At 71.4% G+C, this 13322-nt stretch carries 20 protein-coding genes, 2 tRNA genes and 1 riboswitch; of the genes, 3 read left to right on the top strand and 19 right to left on the bottom strand.

What is annotated here, in order from left to right; translation table 11 throughout:
- Nucleotide 1: 1 nt before the first annotated feature.
- The 15 genes from CWIS_RS09720 to CWIS_RS09655 all read right to left on the bottom strand — a co-directional run bounded on the left by CWIS_RS09720 (nt 2) and on the right by CWIS_RS09655 (nt 10087).
- Nucleotides 2–1471 carry a hypothetical protein gene (locus tag CWIS_RS09720; RefSeq protein WP_048343083.1) on the bottom strand — a complete coding sequence of 490 codons (1470 nt, stop codon included), beginning with the start codon at nt 1469–1471 and terminating at the stop codon, nt 2–4.
- Nucleotides 1464–1949 (bottom strand): hypothetical protein, encoded by a 486-nt coding sequence (locus tag CWIS_RS09715; protein ID WP_197080809.1) that lies wholly within the window; start codon nt 1947–1949, stop codon nt 1464–1466. Before CWIS_RS09715 ends, CWIS_RS09720 begins: the two co-directional genes overlap by 8 nt.
- A 42-nt stretch (nt 1950–1991) precedes the next feature.
- Nucleotides 1992–2408: a hypothetical protein gene (locus tag CWIS_RS09710; protein WP_048343081.1), complete on the bottom strand. Its 417-nt coding sequence runs from the start codon at nt 2406–2408 to the stop codon at nt 1992–1994.
- Nucleotides 2405–2773, bottom strand: a complete 369-nt coding sequence (locus tag CWIS_RS09705) for a hypothetical protein (protein ID WP_048343080.1) — start codon at nt 2771–2773, stop codon at nt 2405–2407. Before CWIS_RS09705 ends, CWIS_RS09710 begins: the two co-directional genes overlap by 4 nt.
- Nucleotides 2770–3129: a hypothetical protein gene (locus CWIS_RS09700; RefSeq protein WP_048343079.1), complete on the bottom strand. Its 360-nt coding sequence runs from the start codon at nt 3127–3129 to the stop codon at nt 2770–2772. Before CWIS_RS09700 ends, CWIS_RS09705 begins: the two co-directional genes overlap by 4 nt.
- A gap of 84 nt (nt 3130–3213) precedes the next feature.
- Nucleotides 3214–4842: a hypothetical protein gene (locus CWIS_RS09695; RefSeq protein ID WP_048343078.1), complete on the bottom strand. Its 1629-nt coding sequence runs from the start codon at nt 4840–4842 to the stop codon at nt 3214–3216.
- The gene (locus tag CWIS_RS09690) at nt 4835–5017 is read right to left on the bottom strand and encodes a hypothetical protein (protein ID WP_048343077.1); all 183 of its coding nucleotides are present in this window, start codon (nt 5015–5017) and stop codon (nt 4835–4837) included. The genes CWIS_RS09695 and CWIS_RS09690 overlap by 8 nt, the downstream gene beginning before the upstream one ends.
- A 3-nt stretch (nt 5018–5020) precedes the next feature.
- On the bottom strand, nt 5021–6049 hold the full coding sequence (locus CWIS_RS18850) for a phage portal protein (RefSeq protein WP_053071655.1): 1029 nt from the start codon (nt 6047–6049) through the stop codon (nt 5021–5023).
- A gap of 146 nt (nt 6050–6195) precedes the next feature.
- Nucleotides 6196–7815, bottom strand: coding sequence for a hypothetical protein (locus tag CWIS_RS18845; RefSeq protein WP_197080808.1), 1620 nt, complete (start codon nt 7813–7815; stop codon nt 6196–6198).
- Nucleotides 7816–8125: 310 nt separating this feature from the next.
- A complete protein-coding gene (locus CWIS_RS09670) occupies nt 8126–8545 on the bottom strand; it encodes a hypothetical protein (RefSeq protein WP_156186612.1) in 420 nt (139 codons plus the stop codon).
- Entirely contained in the window at nt 8542–8748 is a 207-nt protein-coding gene (locus CWIS_RS18840) for a hypothetical protein (RefSeq protein WP_197080807.1), read from the bottom strand. Before CWIS_RS18840 ends, CWIS_RS09670 begins: the two co-directional genes overlap by 4 nt.
- A 307-nt stretch (nt 8749–9055) precedes the next feature.
- Nucleotides 9056–9478, bottom strand: a complete 423-nt coding sequence (locus CWIS_RS18835) for an NUMOD4 motif-containing HNH endonuclease (RefSeq protein ID WP_197080806.1) — start codon at nt 9476–9478, stop codon at nt 9056–9058.
- Nucleotides 9475–9735: a hypothetical protein gene (locus CWIS_RS18830; RefSeq protein ID WP_197080805.1), complete on the bottom strand. Its 261-nt coding sequence runs from the start codon at nt 9733–9735 to the stop codon at nt 9475–9477. Before CWIS_RS18830 ends, CWIS_RS18835 begins: the two co-directional genes overlap by 4 nt.
- Nucleotides 9732–9905: a hypothetical protein gene (locus CWIS_RS18355; RefSeq protein ID WP_156186611.1), complete on the bottom strand. Its 174-nt coding sequence runs from the start codon at nt 9903–9905 to the stop codon at nt 9732–9734. The genes CWIS_RS18830 and CWIS_RS18355 overlap by 4 nt, the downstream gene beginning before the upstream one ends.
- Nucleotides 9902–10087, bottom strand: a complete 186-nt coding sequence (locus CWIS_RS09655) for a helix-turn-helix domain-containing protein (RefSeq protein WP_048343072.1) — start codon at nt 10085–10087, stop codon at nt 9902–9904. Before CWIS_RS09655 ends, CWIS_RS18355 begins: the two co-directional genes overlap by 4 nt.
- A gap of 99 nt (nt 10088–10186) precedes the next feature.
- Between CWIS_RS09655 and CWIS_RS18025 the strand changes: the two genes are divergently transcribed.
- Complete coding sequence (locus CWIS_RS18025; protein WP_082156361.1) at nt 10187–10492, top strand: helix-turn-helix domain-containing protein; 306 nt, start codon at nt 10187–10189, stop codon at nt 10490–10492.
- Here the strand turns inward: CWIS_RS18025 and CWIS_RS09650 are convergent.
- Together CWIS_RS09650 and CWIS_RS09645 are read right to left on the bottom strand one after the other, a co-directional pair.
- Nucleotides 10454–10526 (bottom strand) — tRNA-Asn (locus tag CWIS_RS09650). The two genes, CWIS_RS18025 and CWIS_RS09650, sit on opposite strands and share 39 nt — an antisense overlap.
- 48 nt (nt 10527–10574) lie before the next feature.
- Nucleotides 10575–11087 carry a hypothetical protein gene (locus CWIS_RS09645; protein WP_048343103.1) on the bottom strand — a complete coding sequence of 171 codons (513 nt, stop codon included), beginning with the start codon at nt 11085–11087 and terminating at the stop codon, nt 10575–10577.
- A gap of 63 nt (nt 11088–11150) precedes the next feature.
- On the opposite strand from CWIS_RS09645, the gene CWIS_RS09640 reads away from it, so the two are divergent.
- Together CWIS_RS09640 and CWIS_RS09635 are read left to right on the top strand one after the other, a co-directional pair.
- Nucleotides 11151–11224: transfer RNA gene (locus tag CWIS_RS09640), tRNA-Ile, on the top strand.
- A 363-nt stretch (nt 11225–11587) separates the two neighbouring features.
- Nucleotides 11588–11662, top strand: a riboswitch (cyclic di-GMP riboswitch).
- A gap of 19 nt (nt 11663–11681) precedes the next feature.
- Nucleotides 11682–11906: a BldC family transcriptional regulator gene (locus CWIS_RS09635; protein WP_048343071.1), complete on the top strand. Its 225-nt coding sequence runs from the start codon at nt 11682–11684 to the stop codon at nt 11904–11906.
- 102 nt (nt 11907–12008) lie between these two features.
- Here the strand turns inward: CWIS_RS09635 and CWIS_RS09630 are convergent, their stop codons facing one another.
- Together CWIS_RS09630 and CWIS_RS09625 are read right to left on the bottom strand one after the other, a co-directional pair.
- Nucleotides 12009–12545: a TetR/AcrR family transcriptional regulator gene (locus CWIS_RS09630; RefSeq protein WP_048343070.1), complete on the bottom strand. Its 537-nt coding sequence runs from the start codon at nt 12543–12545 to the stop codon at nt 12009–12011.
- Nucleotides 12546–12586: 41 nt separating this feature from the next.
- Nucleotides 12587–13322 (bottom strand): YhgE/Pip family protein (locus CWIS_RS09625; RefSeq protein ID WP_048343069.1); only part of this gene is annotated, 736 nt, incomplete at its 5' end.

Here is a 13322-nt window from a genome sequence, read left to right as displayed (position 1 = left end):
GTCAGACCACCACCGACGTACCGACACGGTGGGTGACACCCACGGTGATCTTCCGGGTGCGGGCGAGGTACACGCGCAGGTCCTTCTCAGCCTGGGTCAGGTCGACCTCGGGCGTGATCGTGGTGGTGTAGTTCGCGTCCTGGATCGCATGCAACCTGGTCAGGGCGTCGGCGTCGTCGAGCACGACCCCGGTCTCGATGTCCTTGGGGAAGTCGAGGAACGTGTTGATGAGGTCGCGCGCCTCGGAGGTGCTCAGGCCGGTCTGCTCGGCGACGTCGACGAGCTGCGAGTACATGGCCTTCTGGGCGTCGGCGACCTGGGACGCCTCGGCACCGTTGTCGCGCAGAGCGGACGTGTAGTCGATCGCGGACCGGATGGCGTCAAGGACGACGCCGCGGTTCTTCTGGACGTCGCCGGCGTTCTCCTTGATCGCGTCGGAGGACGCGGCGAGCGACTCGCGGTAGGACGCCTCGGCGTCGGCGGCGTCGCGGGCGGTCTCCGCCGAGGCCTTCTGCGCGGACCTGGCCGCTTCGACGGCGGCGGTAGCCTTCTCGCGGTTCGTCGCGTTCTCGTTGAGTCGGCCGTTCACCTCCTCGAGCGCGGTCTGCTCGTCGACGAGGCGCTGCCGGACCGTGTCGTAGGACTCGCCGGTCTGCCGCATGATCTCGTCGGTGCGACCGAACGCGGCCGCGTTCTCGTCGATCTTGGCGTTCACGGCGTCCTGCACGGCGGACCACGCCTCGGTATCGCCTGCGACGGCGCGGAGCACGGTGGCGAGGTCGACGCCAGTGGTCGCGGCGTACTTCTGCGCTTCGGCGAAGCTGATGACCTTGCCCTCGGCGTCGGTGACGATCTTCTCGATCTCGCTTTGAACGAACGTCTCCGACAGCGCGTCCGCGCCGGACTCCTTGAGGTCGTTGTACATGTCCGACACGGCCTGCTTGACCTTCTCGGTGTTCGTCTTCCACGCGTTGTAGAACAGGCCTGCCGATGCGGCGAGCCCACCGAACGCGAGACCGACCGGGCCGGACAGGCTCCCGGCGAGGCCACCGGCCGTGCCCTGTGCGAGGTCGACGAGCGAGTCCATCTCGCCCGAGAACGACGAGGTGATCTCGCCGAAGTTCTGCCGCGCCTCGTCCTTGAACTCTGCGACCGCCTCCGAGCTGCGACGCGCGCCGTCCGCGACGTCGTCGCCGAGCGCGTCACGGGTCTCGCGGCCCGTCTTGCGGCCGGTCTGCGCGAGGTCACGAAACGAACGCTCCAGGCGGTCGACGGACTTCTCGGCTTCGCGCGCCCCGTCCTTCGTCTTGTCGGCAAGCGTGTCCTCCAGCTCACGGCCGGTGCGCTGCGCGTCGCGCTGGAGGTCAACGAGCGAGCCGGACACGTCGCCGAACGCGGACCCGAGGTCCTGCACCGCCTTGATCGTCTGCGAGGTCTCCGCGACGAGCGGGACCTGGATGCCCTTACCCACGGGAGCCGTCCGGGTCGAGTGCCTGACCCCACACGTACATGAAGGTCTGCACCCACAGCGACTGCAAGCGCGGCGCGATCTCGGCCACGCCCGGGAACACGACGAGGCCGGTGCGCTTGCGGCGCGGCAGCCCTCGTGCGGTGTGCCGGTTCACGGTGTGGGTCCCTCCCTGGGTGCGGTTCTTGCGCTGGTAGCGGTCGACGTCGTCAGCGGCGCCGAATTCGTACGCCCACCAGCTCGACACGGGCACGAGGCGCTTGGCTCGGCCGATCGGTCGGCGGGACGTCGCCGCGATGAGGACCGGCGGGTTGCCGGGCTTGATGCGCGTGCCGGGCACGAGCACGAGGTTCGTGTTGTGCCCGGCACGCGCTGCCTGCTCGGCGACGATCTGCTTCCACGCCGGACCGAGGTCGCGGGTGGTTGCGCGGTTGATCGCGTTCCGTACGTCGCGGGGCACGAGCTTGAGTGCGAGCACCACGGCTCGCAGCTCGTCGGCGTCCCGGACGGACAGCACGATGCGTCAGGCCCCGCCCTCGACGTCGGTGAACACCGGCGCGCCGGTGCACTCCATGGACGTCGAGAACTCCAGGACCGTCTGCGACGTCGCCGAGCCGCCGACCGTTCCGGGGGGCGCGATGGACGCGGTGACGGTGATCGTGGGGCCGTCGTCGACGGGCGTGAACACGATCTCCTTCTCCTCGCCGACGTGGTCGAGCAGGTAGCGCATCAGGCCGGTGGGCGCGAGGTCCTGCGCGGCAGTGACGCCGAGGCTCCAGTCGGGGTCGGGGGTGACCCGGTTGCCGCCGATGCCGCGCCACGCCTGCCCGTTGGTCGGGGTCAGGGCGACGCTGGAGACGGCGGCGGTGAAGTCGTCGGCGGCGACCGAGAGAGCGGCCTTGTTCATCCGGTAGGGCGCCGAGAGCGGGATCGTGGTCATGCGGGCTGCTCCTTCTTGGTGTTGACCTGGACGGCGATGCGGAAGCCGGGCCACTGGCCCTGGTAGGCCTCACGGGTGGCGTCGAGGGGGGTGACGAACGGGACGTCCTCCAGCGCGCCGTAGAGCGTCTCGGCACGGTCGTCGAGGGTCGCGTCGGACGCGTCGGGGGCGACGAGCGCCCACACGTCGAAGTCGTGCTCGTACTGTGCAGACGGCGCCTGCGGCAGACGCCGGAACGCGGTGCGGTAGATCACGACGGCGGGCTTGGTCGCGGTCGTCGGCTCACCGCCGACCATGTAGACGTGCCAGTCCGCAGGCAGGTGCTTGGCGAGCGCCGCAGCGAGCTGCGCGCGGACCGTGCTCATCGGGGGCCGCGACCGACGCGACGGGGCCGCAGGAGACGCTTGACGGTCCAGTCCATCGGGAACACGGCGACAGGCTCGCCGTCGCCGAGGGTCGAGTCGACGTTCGCGACGCCGGAACGGGCGAGCGCGCGGGCCTGGAAGATCTGCGCGAGCCGGTACCGGGCGGGCGGGTCGTCGGGGTCGGCGCCGTTGAGGAACGCGACGCACTGCTCGTGCGCGGCCTCCAGGTAGTCGATGACGGCCGCGTCTTCGAGGTCACGGTGCGCCCAGTGGCGCTCGACGTCGTCGCCGGTGACCCACCCGTAGACCTCGTCGGGGGCCAGGGTGGCGGGCTCGGGTGCGGGTGTGGTTGCCATGTCGTGCGCTCCTCCTTGTGGCGTCAACCGGGGGTTGACCCTCACGGGCCGGGTTGTGCGGACCCGGCCCGTGAGGGTGGCTGGTCAGGCCTCGGGGTCGTCCGAGACGCGGATGAGGGCGCCCTTGTCGTGCTGGATGATCGACCAGTACCCGAACATCGCCTCCAGCAGGTTCCCCTTGGCGATGTCCTCGGCGGACACGCGCAGCGGCGAGGCGCCGCCGAGCTCGTGCAGCGTCGCGACGCCCTTGATGCCGACCGTCGCGGTTCCGGCCGGGAGGCTGGAGTCGTTGACGATCTGCGGGACGGTGAAGCCGGAGCCGCCCTGGAGGCCGAACGACGCCGACAGGTAGGCGAGCTCGTCGTCGCGGCGGGTGAACGCCCACTCCTCGAACAGGTCGTCCGAGAGGATGCCGAACGTCGGGTTCCCCCGGTCGGAGCGGACGAGGCCGAGCCCGCCCTTGACGAGCTTGTACGCGGCCTCGGAGACGCCGAGCGCGGCCGGGGTCGCGGGGTCGACGAGCAGCGGGGTCGCGTTGCCCACGGTGCCGAGGAACGTGCGGACCTTGCCGTCGATCTTGCGGGCGTAGCTCTCGTTCCCGGCGCGGAAGAACGCGGCCCAGAACTCGGGGTTCGGGAAGTCGCGGTGGATGCGGTCGACGTTCCACCCGGCCGCGATGCGGGCGGCGACCGCCTCGACCGCCTCGGTGTCGACCTCGTTGGACGGGACCTCGGCGCCGCCGCCGGCGTAGTCGTCGACCTCCGGCTTCTTGCCCTCGACGAACCGCCAGCCGATGATCTTCGCGGCGGTGAGCTCGGCGTGGTTGATGAGCGGCACGAACCGCTTCTCGAACGTGACGCCGTTCCACAGCTCGCCGAGGTACTGCGGGACGTGGACGACGTCGAACACGTCGGCCTGGGTGATCTGGTCGAGCGCGGCGAGCAGCTCACCGGCACGACCGGAGTTGACGGCAGCCGCGAGCTGCGCGTGCAGCTCGCCACCGGTCGGGCCGACGCGCGCCGCGCTGCGCCGGTTCTTGGGGAGCGGGGCACCGCCGCCCGGCGCCACGGCCGGGGGCGTGCTCGCCTGGAGCTCGTCGTCCATCTCGTCCTCCTGCGCCGTGTCGGCGTCGGTGTCGTCCTCCCCGGCCTTCGGGGTGGTCTGGGTGTCGTACGTGCTGGTCGTCTTGCGCACGTACGTGGTGCCGTTGAGCGTGATCTCCTCGGTGGTGACCGACTCGGAGTGCGTGTCCTCGGGCAGGTCGCCGACGTCCTCGGCGAGCAGCTCGGCGGACGGGAAGGCGCCCTGCTTGCAGAACGCGGCGCCGTAGACGCGACCGGCAACGGCCTTGCCGCCCCGGATCACGACGCCGGTCGCCTCGACGGACAGGCGGCGGGGAGCGTCGGGGCGCTTCTCGGCGATCGCCGCGAGCAGGTCGTCGCCCTCGGGGGTCGCTGCGACCTTCCACGACGCGAACAGCCCGGCCGGGCTGTCGGTCAGCGTCAGGCCCGTCGCGATCGGGGCGCGGCGGTCGTGGTAGAGGTTCGCGAGCAGGATGCCGGGGTCGGCCGGGAGCTGGAACACGCCCTGGTCGACGGTGAACTTCCCGAGGTTCGTGTTGCCCTGCTCGCCGTAGGGCAGCAGCAGACCGGAGACGACCCGGTCCTCGCGGGACGCGGTCAGGTCACCCGCGAGAATCTCGACGTCAACCACGGGTCACCCACCCGACCGTCGTGTCCTCGTCCTTCGTGGACAGGACGAGGACCGCGACGCCGACGCGCTGGAGGCGCTCGACCTGGTCCCACACGTCGGGCTTGTCGGAGCGGACGACGATGACGGACGGCTCGGCGTCGGTCACCTCGCCCAGGAACGTGGTCTGCTGGTCCATCGGTCAGTCCTCCGTTGCGGGTGCGAGTCCCGTGGCCGGGACGGCGGTGAGGTTGGACAGGTCGAACGCGATGCGCTGCCCGGCCGGGACGACGTCGTCCATCGACAGGCGCGCGTTGATGGGGCCGAGCCAGAACGCGGCGGTCATGTCGTTGAAGTCGGAGCGCCCGCCCTGCGTCGTGGTGTAGGTCAGTGACGCGGTCGACATGGACGCGTCGAGCAAGTTCCCCGGGATCGCGGCGTAGCGAGCGACGTCGAGGGTCACGGCGTTGCGTCCCTCGACGAACAGCTCGTGCTTGACGTCGCCGTGCACGGCGAGCTCGTACCCGAAGGGGATGAAGGCGACGGCGCCGTTCGGGTCGCGTCGCGCGTCCACGTAGGCCTGCACGATCTGCTGTGCCTCGTCGATCTCCTCGCCATGCTCGTCGACGACCGGCTCACCCTCGGGGTCGCGCAGCACGTCGAGTTCCTCGTCGGACGTGGTCTGCACGATCGAGACGAGGGGGATGGGCGACTGGACGCGCTTGGCCCACGCGTCTTCGAGGTTGCGGGCGCCTCGGATGGTGCGCTGCCCGGCTTCGAGGAGGCCTTCGTACGGGCCGGAGAACAGGATCACCTCGGCGGCGGTCGCGGGTCGCCCGTCGAGCAGGACAGCGCCGCCGTCGTCGAACTCCCACCACTCGGGCGGGACGCGGACGGCGTCGGTGATCGGGTCGGCCGTGGTGGTGCCGTCGCGCTCGACCTGCCAGAGCGACCACCCACCAAAGAACAGGTCGTCGAGGGTCCAGGACATGCGGGTCTGCGGCGGGGTCTGCGACGACGTCGAGGCGAGCCACGCGGGCTGTTCGGCTGCGAGCTGCTCGCCCTCGTAGGCGCGCAGCGGCTGCGCGCCCAGACCGCAGATCAGGTGTCGGGCCTTCGCGACGGCCGGGACGGACATCGCCTCGGCGCGCGTCACCGGTGTCCGCAGCTCGCCGAAGATGTCGGAGAACAGGACCGACTGGAGCGCGTTGGATGACCACGGCGACTGCATGCGCCGTGCCCGGGTGGAACCGTGTCGCGACGGCGACGCGGTCTCACCCGGGCGACGCCCGAACCCCAGCGAGGAGAGGATTCCCACGTCGAGCAAGGTAGTGCGTGGCCCAACATTGGTCAACGCACAACGCGGCGACGGCGTGTCTACGCCGCCCGTGTGCGGGTGAGGGCGGTCGAGGAGGTCGGCCGGCTGCGGCGGCGGGTGCTGGTGCGAGTGGTCTTGTCGTAGGCCCACAGGGCGAGCGCCCCGGCAGTGAGCGGCACGATCGGGTGCGCGGAGGCCTTGTGGCCGAACGCTCGACCGGATTCGCCGACCGACCGCCACCCGGCGCCCTCGGCGGCAAGGTTGAGGTCCTTCTGGTCCGGGTGCCTCAGGCGCCCCTCGGCGAGGTCGGACACGACGCGCTGCGCCGCGCCCTGCACGTCCTTGAGGCCCATGGGTGCGAGGCGCACGGCGGGCCGCTTGCGGTGGACCGCCTCGGCCGGGTTGGTGTTCGCGCCGATCACGTCGTACGCGAGCTGCGCGCGCGACTCTCGTGCGACCGTGTGCGCCTTCGCCGGGAGCCACGCGACACCGGCCTCGAACGCGAGGACCTCGACCCACGCGACACCGGACTCGTCGCGCCACGCGCACGCGAGCGCGGCACACGACCCGTCCGGGGCGACGTCGAACGCGAGGCCGATGCGGGCCGGGCGCACGAACTCGGTGAGCGCGAGCCGGGCTGCCTCCCACGCCTGGGGGTCGATCGCGGAGACGGTCGCGTCGGCGGGCCACTGCCCGAGGTACTCGCGCTGGAAGTCGATGAGGGACAGGTCGTCGAAGTTCTCGCGGATCACCTCCAGGGTGGTGAGCGTCCCGAGGCCGGGGTGCGCGGCGAGCCATGTCGCCTCGTCGGTCGGGTCGGCGTGGTCGGGCGCGGCGTACTCGACGATCGCCCACTTGCCCTCACGGCCCTTGACGAGCGAGCCCCACAGCAGCCCGGCACGCTGCTTGCCTGCGGTGCCCGCGACGATGAGCTGCGCGTCAGGCAGGGTGTCCTGCGTCGGGTTGATCCCGCCGAGCAGCTCGTCGGCGATCTCGTCGTCGGTCGTCTCCTGGCCCTCGTCGAGGACGACCAGGTCGTACGCGTCGCCACGGTAGGACTCGGGGTCAGGCGGGTTGACGTCGAGCGTCGACCCGTTCGCCCACTCGATCCGCTCGCCACCGTTGGACCGGTAGATGCGGTAGTGGACGTGGTCGCGCGAGCACCCGGACGTGCGCTGCGTAGGTCGCGGGCACGGGTCCCACCGCTCGAGCATCACGGCCATAGCGAGGAAGCGCTTGCGGCCCATCTTCCCGGACTGCGCCGAGAACGCGGCCCGGTAGTCCGGCCGGGACACGCACCGGCCCACGATCAACGCCCACAGCCCATCGGTCTTGCCGGACCGGCGCGGCATCGTCAGCGCGCAGCGCCGATGCTTCGGCCGACCGTCGCGGCGACGGTTCGACACGATCCGCGCGAACACGAGCTGGTGCTCCGAGGGCACGAACCCGAGGGACCGTGCGCCGAGGACGAACTCCTCGACGTCGACCGACCGAGGCGCCGGGGTCGCGTGCAGCGGCTTGCACCGGCGCCGCCCGCGCGGCGAACGCAACGGCGGGATGCGCGGTGCGTTGAGTTGGGGAGAGAACGGGAGCGGGCGACTAGCGTGGGCTTCCCCGTCGTGCTCAAAAAGCAGGCCCATCGCGTGCCGGTGCTCGTCGATCCCGCGCGTCCTCACCATCCCCTGATCCCCCTGTCACCCTGCGGTGGCAGACGAACCGACGACGGCGAGGCGGCGCGACGCGCGTTCGTCCTCGCCGCGCCGATCTTGCCGCCGTGCCGGGCGTTGCAGCTCGCGTGCGAGACCCACTCGTTCGACCGGTCCGAGGCACCGCCGAGCGCACGCGCGACGAGGTGCTCGACCTGCCACGTCTGCCACGGGTGGACGAGGCGAGGGCAGCGGGCGCACTTCAACGGCCCGGCGACGAGCCGCGCACGCCAGTACGCGCGCGCCGTCATCACCTTGCGCCCGCTCCACCTCGCCCCGCCGCTCACTCGGCGCCGCGCATCCGTGCCTGGCACACGTGGCACCCGAACGCGGCGTCCAGGTTGGCGTGCTTGTGCGGGACGAGGAACGACGGCGCGACCGCGTCGAGGAACTCGTCGGACGGTCGGCGCAGGTCGGCGTGCACGAGGCGGTCGAACGACAGGCCACGCCACGAGTCGGGACGTGGGGACATGATCGTCACGGTGAGGCCGGTCGCAGTGACGATGCGCTCGTTGCCGATCGCGCGCCACTGGCGGTGCGCGACATGGCGGGCGGTGAGCTGCTCGCCGAGCCGGTCGAGGTCATGGCGAGCGTGGGCGTGGCGGATCGTCGAGACGAGCGCGATGCGTGTCTCGGGGGAGTCGTGCAGCACGTGCCGGAGCAGGTCCGACGAGGGCGACACGAGTACGGGGTGAGCGGTCATCTCTTTGCCTCTTCCTGTGCTTCCTTGACCATGGCGTCGAACCACACCGGCTTCGGGACCGGCTTGGTCACGAGCGGCATGGAGGACTGCTGACGGGACGTCGGGCGTTCGGGTGCGCCTGCGAGCTGCTCGGCGCGGCGGCGGCAGTGAGCGCACCGCACAGCGGTCGGGAAGCCGTGCGGGCACCCGGTCAGTCCTGCCACCTCGCCACCTCCTTTGTAGGACTTGAACAACCCCCGAGCGGAGCCCCTGCGGGGCCCTCTCCCGGAGCGGCCCCCTTCCCCGGACTCCCGAGCACCATCAGCCGATAGCCCCTCTCGGCCAGCACGAATAGCGCCCCCGCTGTCTGCGAGTGCGCTTGGCTGGACCCTCGGGACGGTGATCAGACGTGTGCCGGGGGTGCCTAGGGCCGTTCCCTAGGACGATCTGTCTGCCGGACCCCTCTGGTTAGCGGCGGGAGGGGCAGGAACGCCGTGGTCGTTGTAGGCCGTGCCGATCAGGTGCGGCGCATCACCACCCGTTCGCTGCGAGCGCCGTGTCGAGCGCCTCGCGCTCGTCGGCGGGCATGGGCTCGTGGGCGTAGTCGGGCTCGTCCTCGACCTCCCAGCCGCGCAGGCCCCATCGGACCTGTCGACCGGAGTTGAGGTGAGCGGCCAACCACCGCAGGTTGTCGGGGCGGTTGTTCGCCTTGTTGAAGTCGAGGTGGTCGGCGTGGTGCTCGACCCCGGACGGGGGAGCGCCGTGGAACGCCTCGCACACGAGTCGGTGCACGAGCTCTTGCCGCGCGCGGCCGAGGCTGACCTTGAGGTAGCCACGCGACTGCACGGCCGGACGCAGGACGTGGCGCGTGCGGGCGTTGCGCACGCGGCCGCGCGTCGACGCCTCGTAACCGGGCGCGGACGGGATCGGCTGCCACCGCTCGCGAGCGCTCACGCGTGCGCCCGCCGGAGGGCAGCGAGGCGGGCAGCCTGCGTGCGGCGCGGGTCGCGCCACCGATCTAGCGCGGCTCGGCGGCAGTCCTCGGCGTCGTCGAGGATCGCGTCGAGGTCCATGTCCTCGCGCACGAGCGCGCGGCGGCGCTGCTCGTCGCGCATGCGCCACAGGTACGCGAGCTCGTCGCGGCGGGCGCCCGGGGGCATCGCCATGACGTCCGCGTACGTGAGCGGGATGGACACGGTCGGGGCGGTCAACTCGCATCCTCGGTGCCGTCGCTCACGTACGGGACGGTCGCGACGATGAGGCGGTCAGCGCCGTAGATCACGAGGGCGATCGCGAGGAAGTGCAGGCCCGACCATGGGCGTGCGACGAGCGCCAGCACAAGGCCGGCTAGCACCATCGCGAGCGCGAGGGACCACTTCACGAGGCACGCTCGGCGGTGAGCGCGTCAACGTCGGCGGGGTCGAACAGATAGGCACCGGTCTTGCCCGGGAGCTTCTGTGCGGGGGTCAGGTCGCCGTGCTCGACGAGCCGACGCACGACCTTGCGCGTCACGCCGAGGCGCTTGACGACCTCGGCGGTAGTGATCGGCTGAACCTTGGGCATGGCACAGGACTATGGACCAAGGTTGTGCGAGGCGCAAGCAAGTGCGGACCGGCGTGTTGCCTCTTGCGCCCAAAGGCGTGAGGGGCCAAACTTGCGCCTATGACTAGTGAGCTCGTGCCGGGAGTCGTCCCTCAGTGGACGATTGGGGACCGGCTGCGCAAGGCGCGTGAGGCGGCGGGCGTCAGCACCGCCGAGTTCGCGGAGGCGATCGGCGTCTCTCGCAACACCGTGACCAACTACGAACGTGGTCACGTCGAGCCGCGACCCGGAGCGCTGCGCCTATGGGCGCTGCGGACGGGCGTGCCGCTCGCATGGCTCCAGACAGGCGAGAACCCCCGCCCGGTGACGCCGGACGGGGGTGATGGGCTCCCCCGGCTGGACTCGAACCAGCAACCCTTCGATTAACAGTCGAATGCTCTGCCAATTGAGCTACGGGGGATCGCGCTGCAGAACTCTAGCAGCCGAACGAGGTGCTCCCGACCACGCGTCAGTCGCGCAGGCCCGCCGACGCGCGCAGCGTGTCCTCGGCCTGGTCGACCGCGGAGGCGACCTCGGGGTCGGCCAGGTCGACGCCCTCGTCGGCGACGACCTGCGTGAACAGCTCGCCGTCCTCGTCGCGCCGCAACGCCACCCGGGCCTGGCCGCCGGTGGGCAGAGCGACCGTCGTGGCGTGCACCACAGACGACTGCACGCGCTCGCGGAACGTCTGCGCGAACCGCACCGAGGCGCGGTCGGTGTCGAACGTGAAGACGTCGGTGCCGCCCCAGACCCATCGCACGGACAGCGCGCGGGTGGTCGCGTCGAGCGAGCCGCGGTCGACGTCGGCCCACGGCGTGCGGGAGACGGCCTCGCCGTTCAGCACGTGCAGGGCGAGGCGGCTCGCGACCACGCGTCGGCCGTCCACGAGCGTCGCGGCGACGAGGACGCGGTCACCCCGTCGCAGGTCGACCCGGCGCCGGTCGTCGGTCGAGAGGGCACGAGAGGAGCGGAAGGCGGCCACCGGCTCACGGTACTCGCCGCGACGGTCCGGCCAGGTCACGCGCCGGTACTCTGGGCCCGCCCCGGGGCAGTAGCTCAGCCGGTCAGAGCAGCGGACTCATAATCCGTCGGTCGTGGGTTCAAGCCCCACCTGCCCCACCCGTTGTGACCTGCACAGGTGACCGTCCGGTCGCCCCCGACGCGATCGACGGGCAGCCGCTGGGCAGCAAAGAGGCTGCCCAGCGCCGGGGGCATGACGTGCTTCGCGGGGGGACACGTAGGCGCGCCACGCGATCGTCTCGGCGGCCGGACCCGCACGTCCGGGTGAATGCGTCTGACCCGTTTTTGGAGGTGAGACGTGTCATCGCCGGACCAGGACCTGGGTCCCACCTCTGACGGGTCCGTCCGACTCGGGGGCGTTCCTCCTGATACCGGACGCCCGAATTTCACCCGAATGCCCGCGATCTCCCACGGCCGTGCTTCTTGCACACGTGTCCAGTTCAGGGCATAGTTCTCAGTTGTCAGCGACAACGGCAAACCCTCTGCAAGGAGGGGACGCAAAGCCACGGGGCCTACAGGGTCAGCCGAGCTACCGAACGACGAAGGAGAGCCCGAGATGGCGATCAGCACCCCCCAGTCCGAGACCCCCCTGCAGCAGGGCGCGCTGCTGACCCCTGGCGAGGTCGCGGTCCTGTTCCGCGTCGACCCGAAGACGGTCACGCGCTGGGCCCAGGCCGGCAAGCTGTCGGCCGTCCGCACGCTCGGCGGGCACCGCCGCTTCCACGAGGCCGAGGTGCGCCAGCTCCTCCAGGGCGTCCCGCAGCAGCGTTCGGGCGAGTGAGGTTGCGGGCTCAGCCTGCAACCAGCACGTCGACGTAAGGGCCGGTGACTCGTCACCGGCCCTTACGCATGCCCGGCTGGGGGCCGGGTCGGTGGTCGGGCTTCAGCGGACCGTCGACAGGACGGCCGCGCGGACCTCGTCGAGCGAGCGGTCCGGCTGGAAGACGAGCCACTCGAGCCCGGCGACGAGCGCCGCACCGAACAGCGCCGCGGCGGTGAGCCGGGCGTCTCGTTCGGGCCACTCCTGCTCGATCACGCTCACGAGCGTCCCCATCGACTCCTCGCGCACCTGGCGGATCGACTCCTGCCACGCGCGTCCGGAACGGAACGTCTCGGCGACGACGAGCTTGGCGAAGTCCGGGTGAGCCCGGACCTGCTCGAGCAGGGCGCCGAGCATGGCGTCGAGCGCCGCACGGCCCTGCAGGCCGTCGCCCGCCGCACGAAGCGCGGCCGTGAGCCGCGTGACGCCTTCGGCGATGATCGCCTCGAACAGCCCCGACTTCGAGCCGAAGTTGTAGAAGACGCTGCCCTTGGCGACGCCGGCCGCGGCGGCGATCTCGTCGACCGACGTCGCGCCGATGCCGCGGTCGGCGACCAGCGCGAGCGCGGCGTCGACGATCTGGCGCCGGGTGTCCGTCATGGGGTGCAACCCTAGCGAGTGCTGTGCAGCGGCCGACGTCACTAGATCGCCAGCGCTGGGTGCAGACGGTCGAGCGTCCACGTGCGCATCCGGCCCGCGCGCCAGGCAGTGATCGTGAGCGACCCGAGCGCCACGAACGTCAGCACGGCGACCGAGACCCACAGGCGGGCGTCGAGCGTCCCCGTGATGACCTGGCGCAGACCGGTGACCGCGTAGCTCATCGGCAGGAACGGGTTGATCGCCCGGAAGAACGCCGGGGTCGTCTCGACCGGGTAGGTCCCGCCCGACGAGGCGAGCTGCAGCATGAGGAGCGCGAGGATCGCGACCTTGCCGGCGGCCGGGCCGAGCACCGCGGTGAGCATCTGCTGCAGCGCGAGGAACGCCGCGGCGACGAGCAGCGTGAAGCCGATCGTGCCGACCGCCGAGCTCAGGTGCAGCCCGAGCCCGTAGTGCACGACGCCGAGCATCACCGCGACCTGCGCGACACCGAGCGCCATCGCCGGCACGAACCCGGCGAGGGTGACCCGCCAGCCCGAGGCCGGCGTCGCGAGCGCGCGGGTGGGCAGCGGTCGTAGCAGGAGCCACGTGATGAGGGCGCCGACGAACAGCGCGAGCGGCAGGAAGAACGGCGCGAAGCCCTCGCCGAAGCCCTCGGCCCGGCTCACATGGGTCTCGGCCACGCCGACGGGGGAGGCGATCGTGGCAGCGCGGGCCTCGGTCGCGAGGCCCGAGGGGATCGCCTGCTGGCCGTCGCCGAGGGCGTCGGCGAGGGTGCCG

Source organism: Cellulomonas sp. A375-1 (assembly GCF_001040865.1).
In the GTDB taxonomy this organism is placed as follows: domain Bacteria; phylum Actinomycetota; class Actinomycetes; order Actinomycetales; family Cellulomonadaceae; genus Cellulomonas; species Cellulomonas gelida.
This window is presented reverse-complemented; position numbering and strand designations above follow the sequence as displayed.

Excerpts from the sequence above, each read along its gene's own strand:
- CWIS_RS09710 (WP_048343081.1), bottom strand. The coding sequence starts at position 2,408 with ATGACCACGATCCCGCTCTCGGCGCCCTACCGGATGAACAAGGCCGCT.
- CWIS_RS09705 (WP_048343080.1), bottom strand. The coding sequence starts at position 2,773 with ATGAGCACGGTCCGCGCGCAGCTCGCTGCGGCGCTCGCCAAGCACCTG.
- CWIS_RS09700 (WP_048343079.1), bottom strand. The coding sequence starts at position 3,129 with ATGGCAACCACACCCGCACCCGAGCCCGCCACCCTGGCCCCCGACGAG.
- CWIS_RS09690 (WP_048343077.1), bottom strand. The coding sequence starts at position 5,017 with ATGGACCAGCAGACCACGTTCCTGGGCGAGGTGACCGACGCCGAGCCG.
- CWIS_RS18850 (WP_053071655.1), bottom strand. The coding sequence starts at position 6,049 with ATGCAGTCGCCGTGGTCATCCAACGCGCTCCAGTCGGTCCTGTTCTCC.
- CWIS_RS18845 (WP_197080808.1), bottom strand. The coding sequence starts at position 7,815 with ATGGTGAGGACGCGCGGGATCGACGAGCACCGGCACGCGATGGGCCTG.
- CWIS_RS09670 (WP_156186612.1), bottom strand. The coding sequence starts at position 8,545 with ATGACCGCTCACCCCGTACTCGTGTCGCCCTCGTCGGACCTGCTCCGG.
- CWIS_RS09655 (WP_048343072.1), bottom strand. The coding sequence starts at position 10,087 with ATGCCCAAGGTTCAGCCGATCACTACCGCCGAGGTCGTCAAGCGCCTC.
- CWIS_RS18025 (WP_082156361.1), top strand. The coding sequence starts at position 10,187 with ATGACTAGTGAGCTCGTGCCGGGAGTCGTCCCTCAGTGGACGATTGGG.
- CWIS_RS09635 (WP_048343071.1), top strand. The coding sequence starts at position 11,682 with ATGGCGATCAGCACCCCCCAGTCCGAGACCCCCCTGCAGCAGGGCGCG.
- CWIS_RS09630 (WP_048343070.1), bottom strand. The coding sequence starts at position 12,545 with ATGACGGACACCCGGCGCCAGATCGTCGACGCCGCGCTCGCGCTGGTC.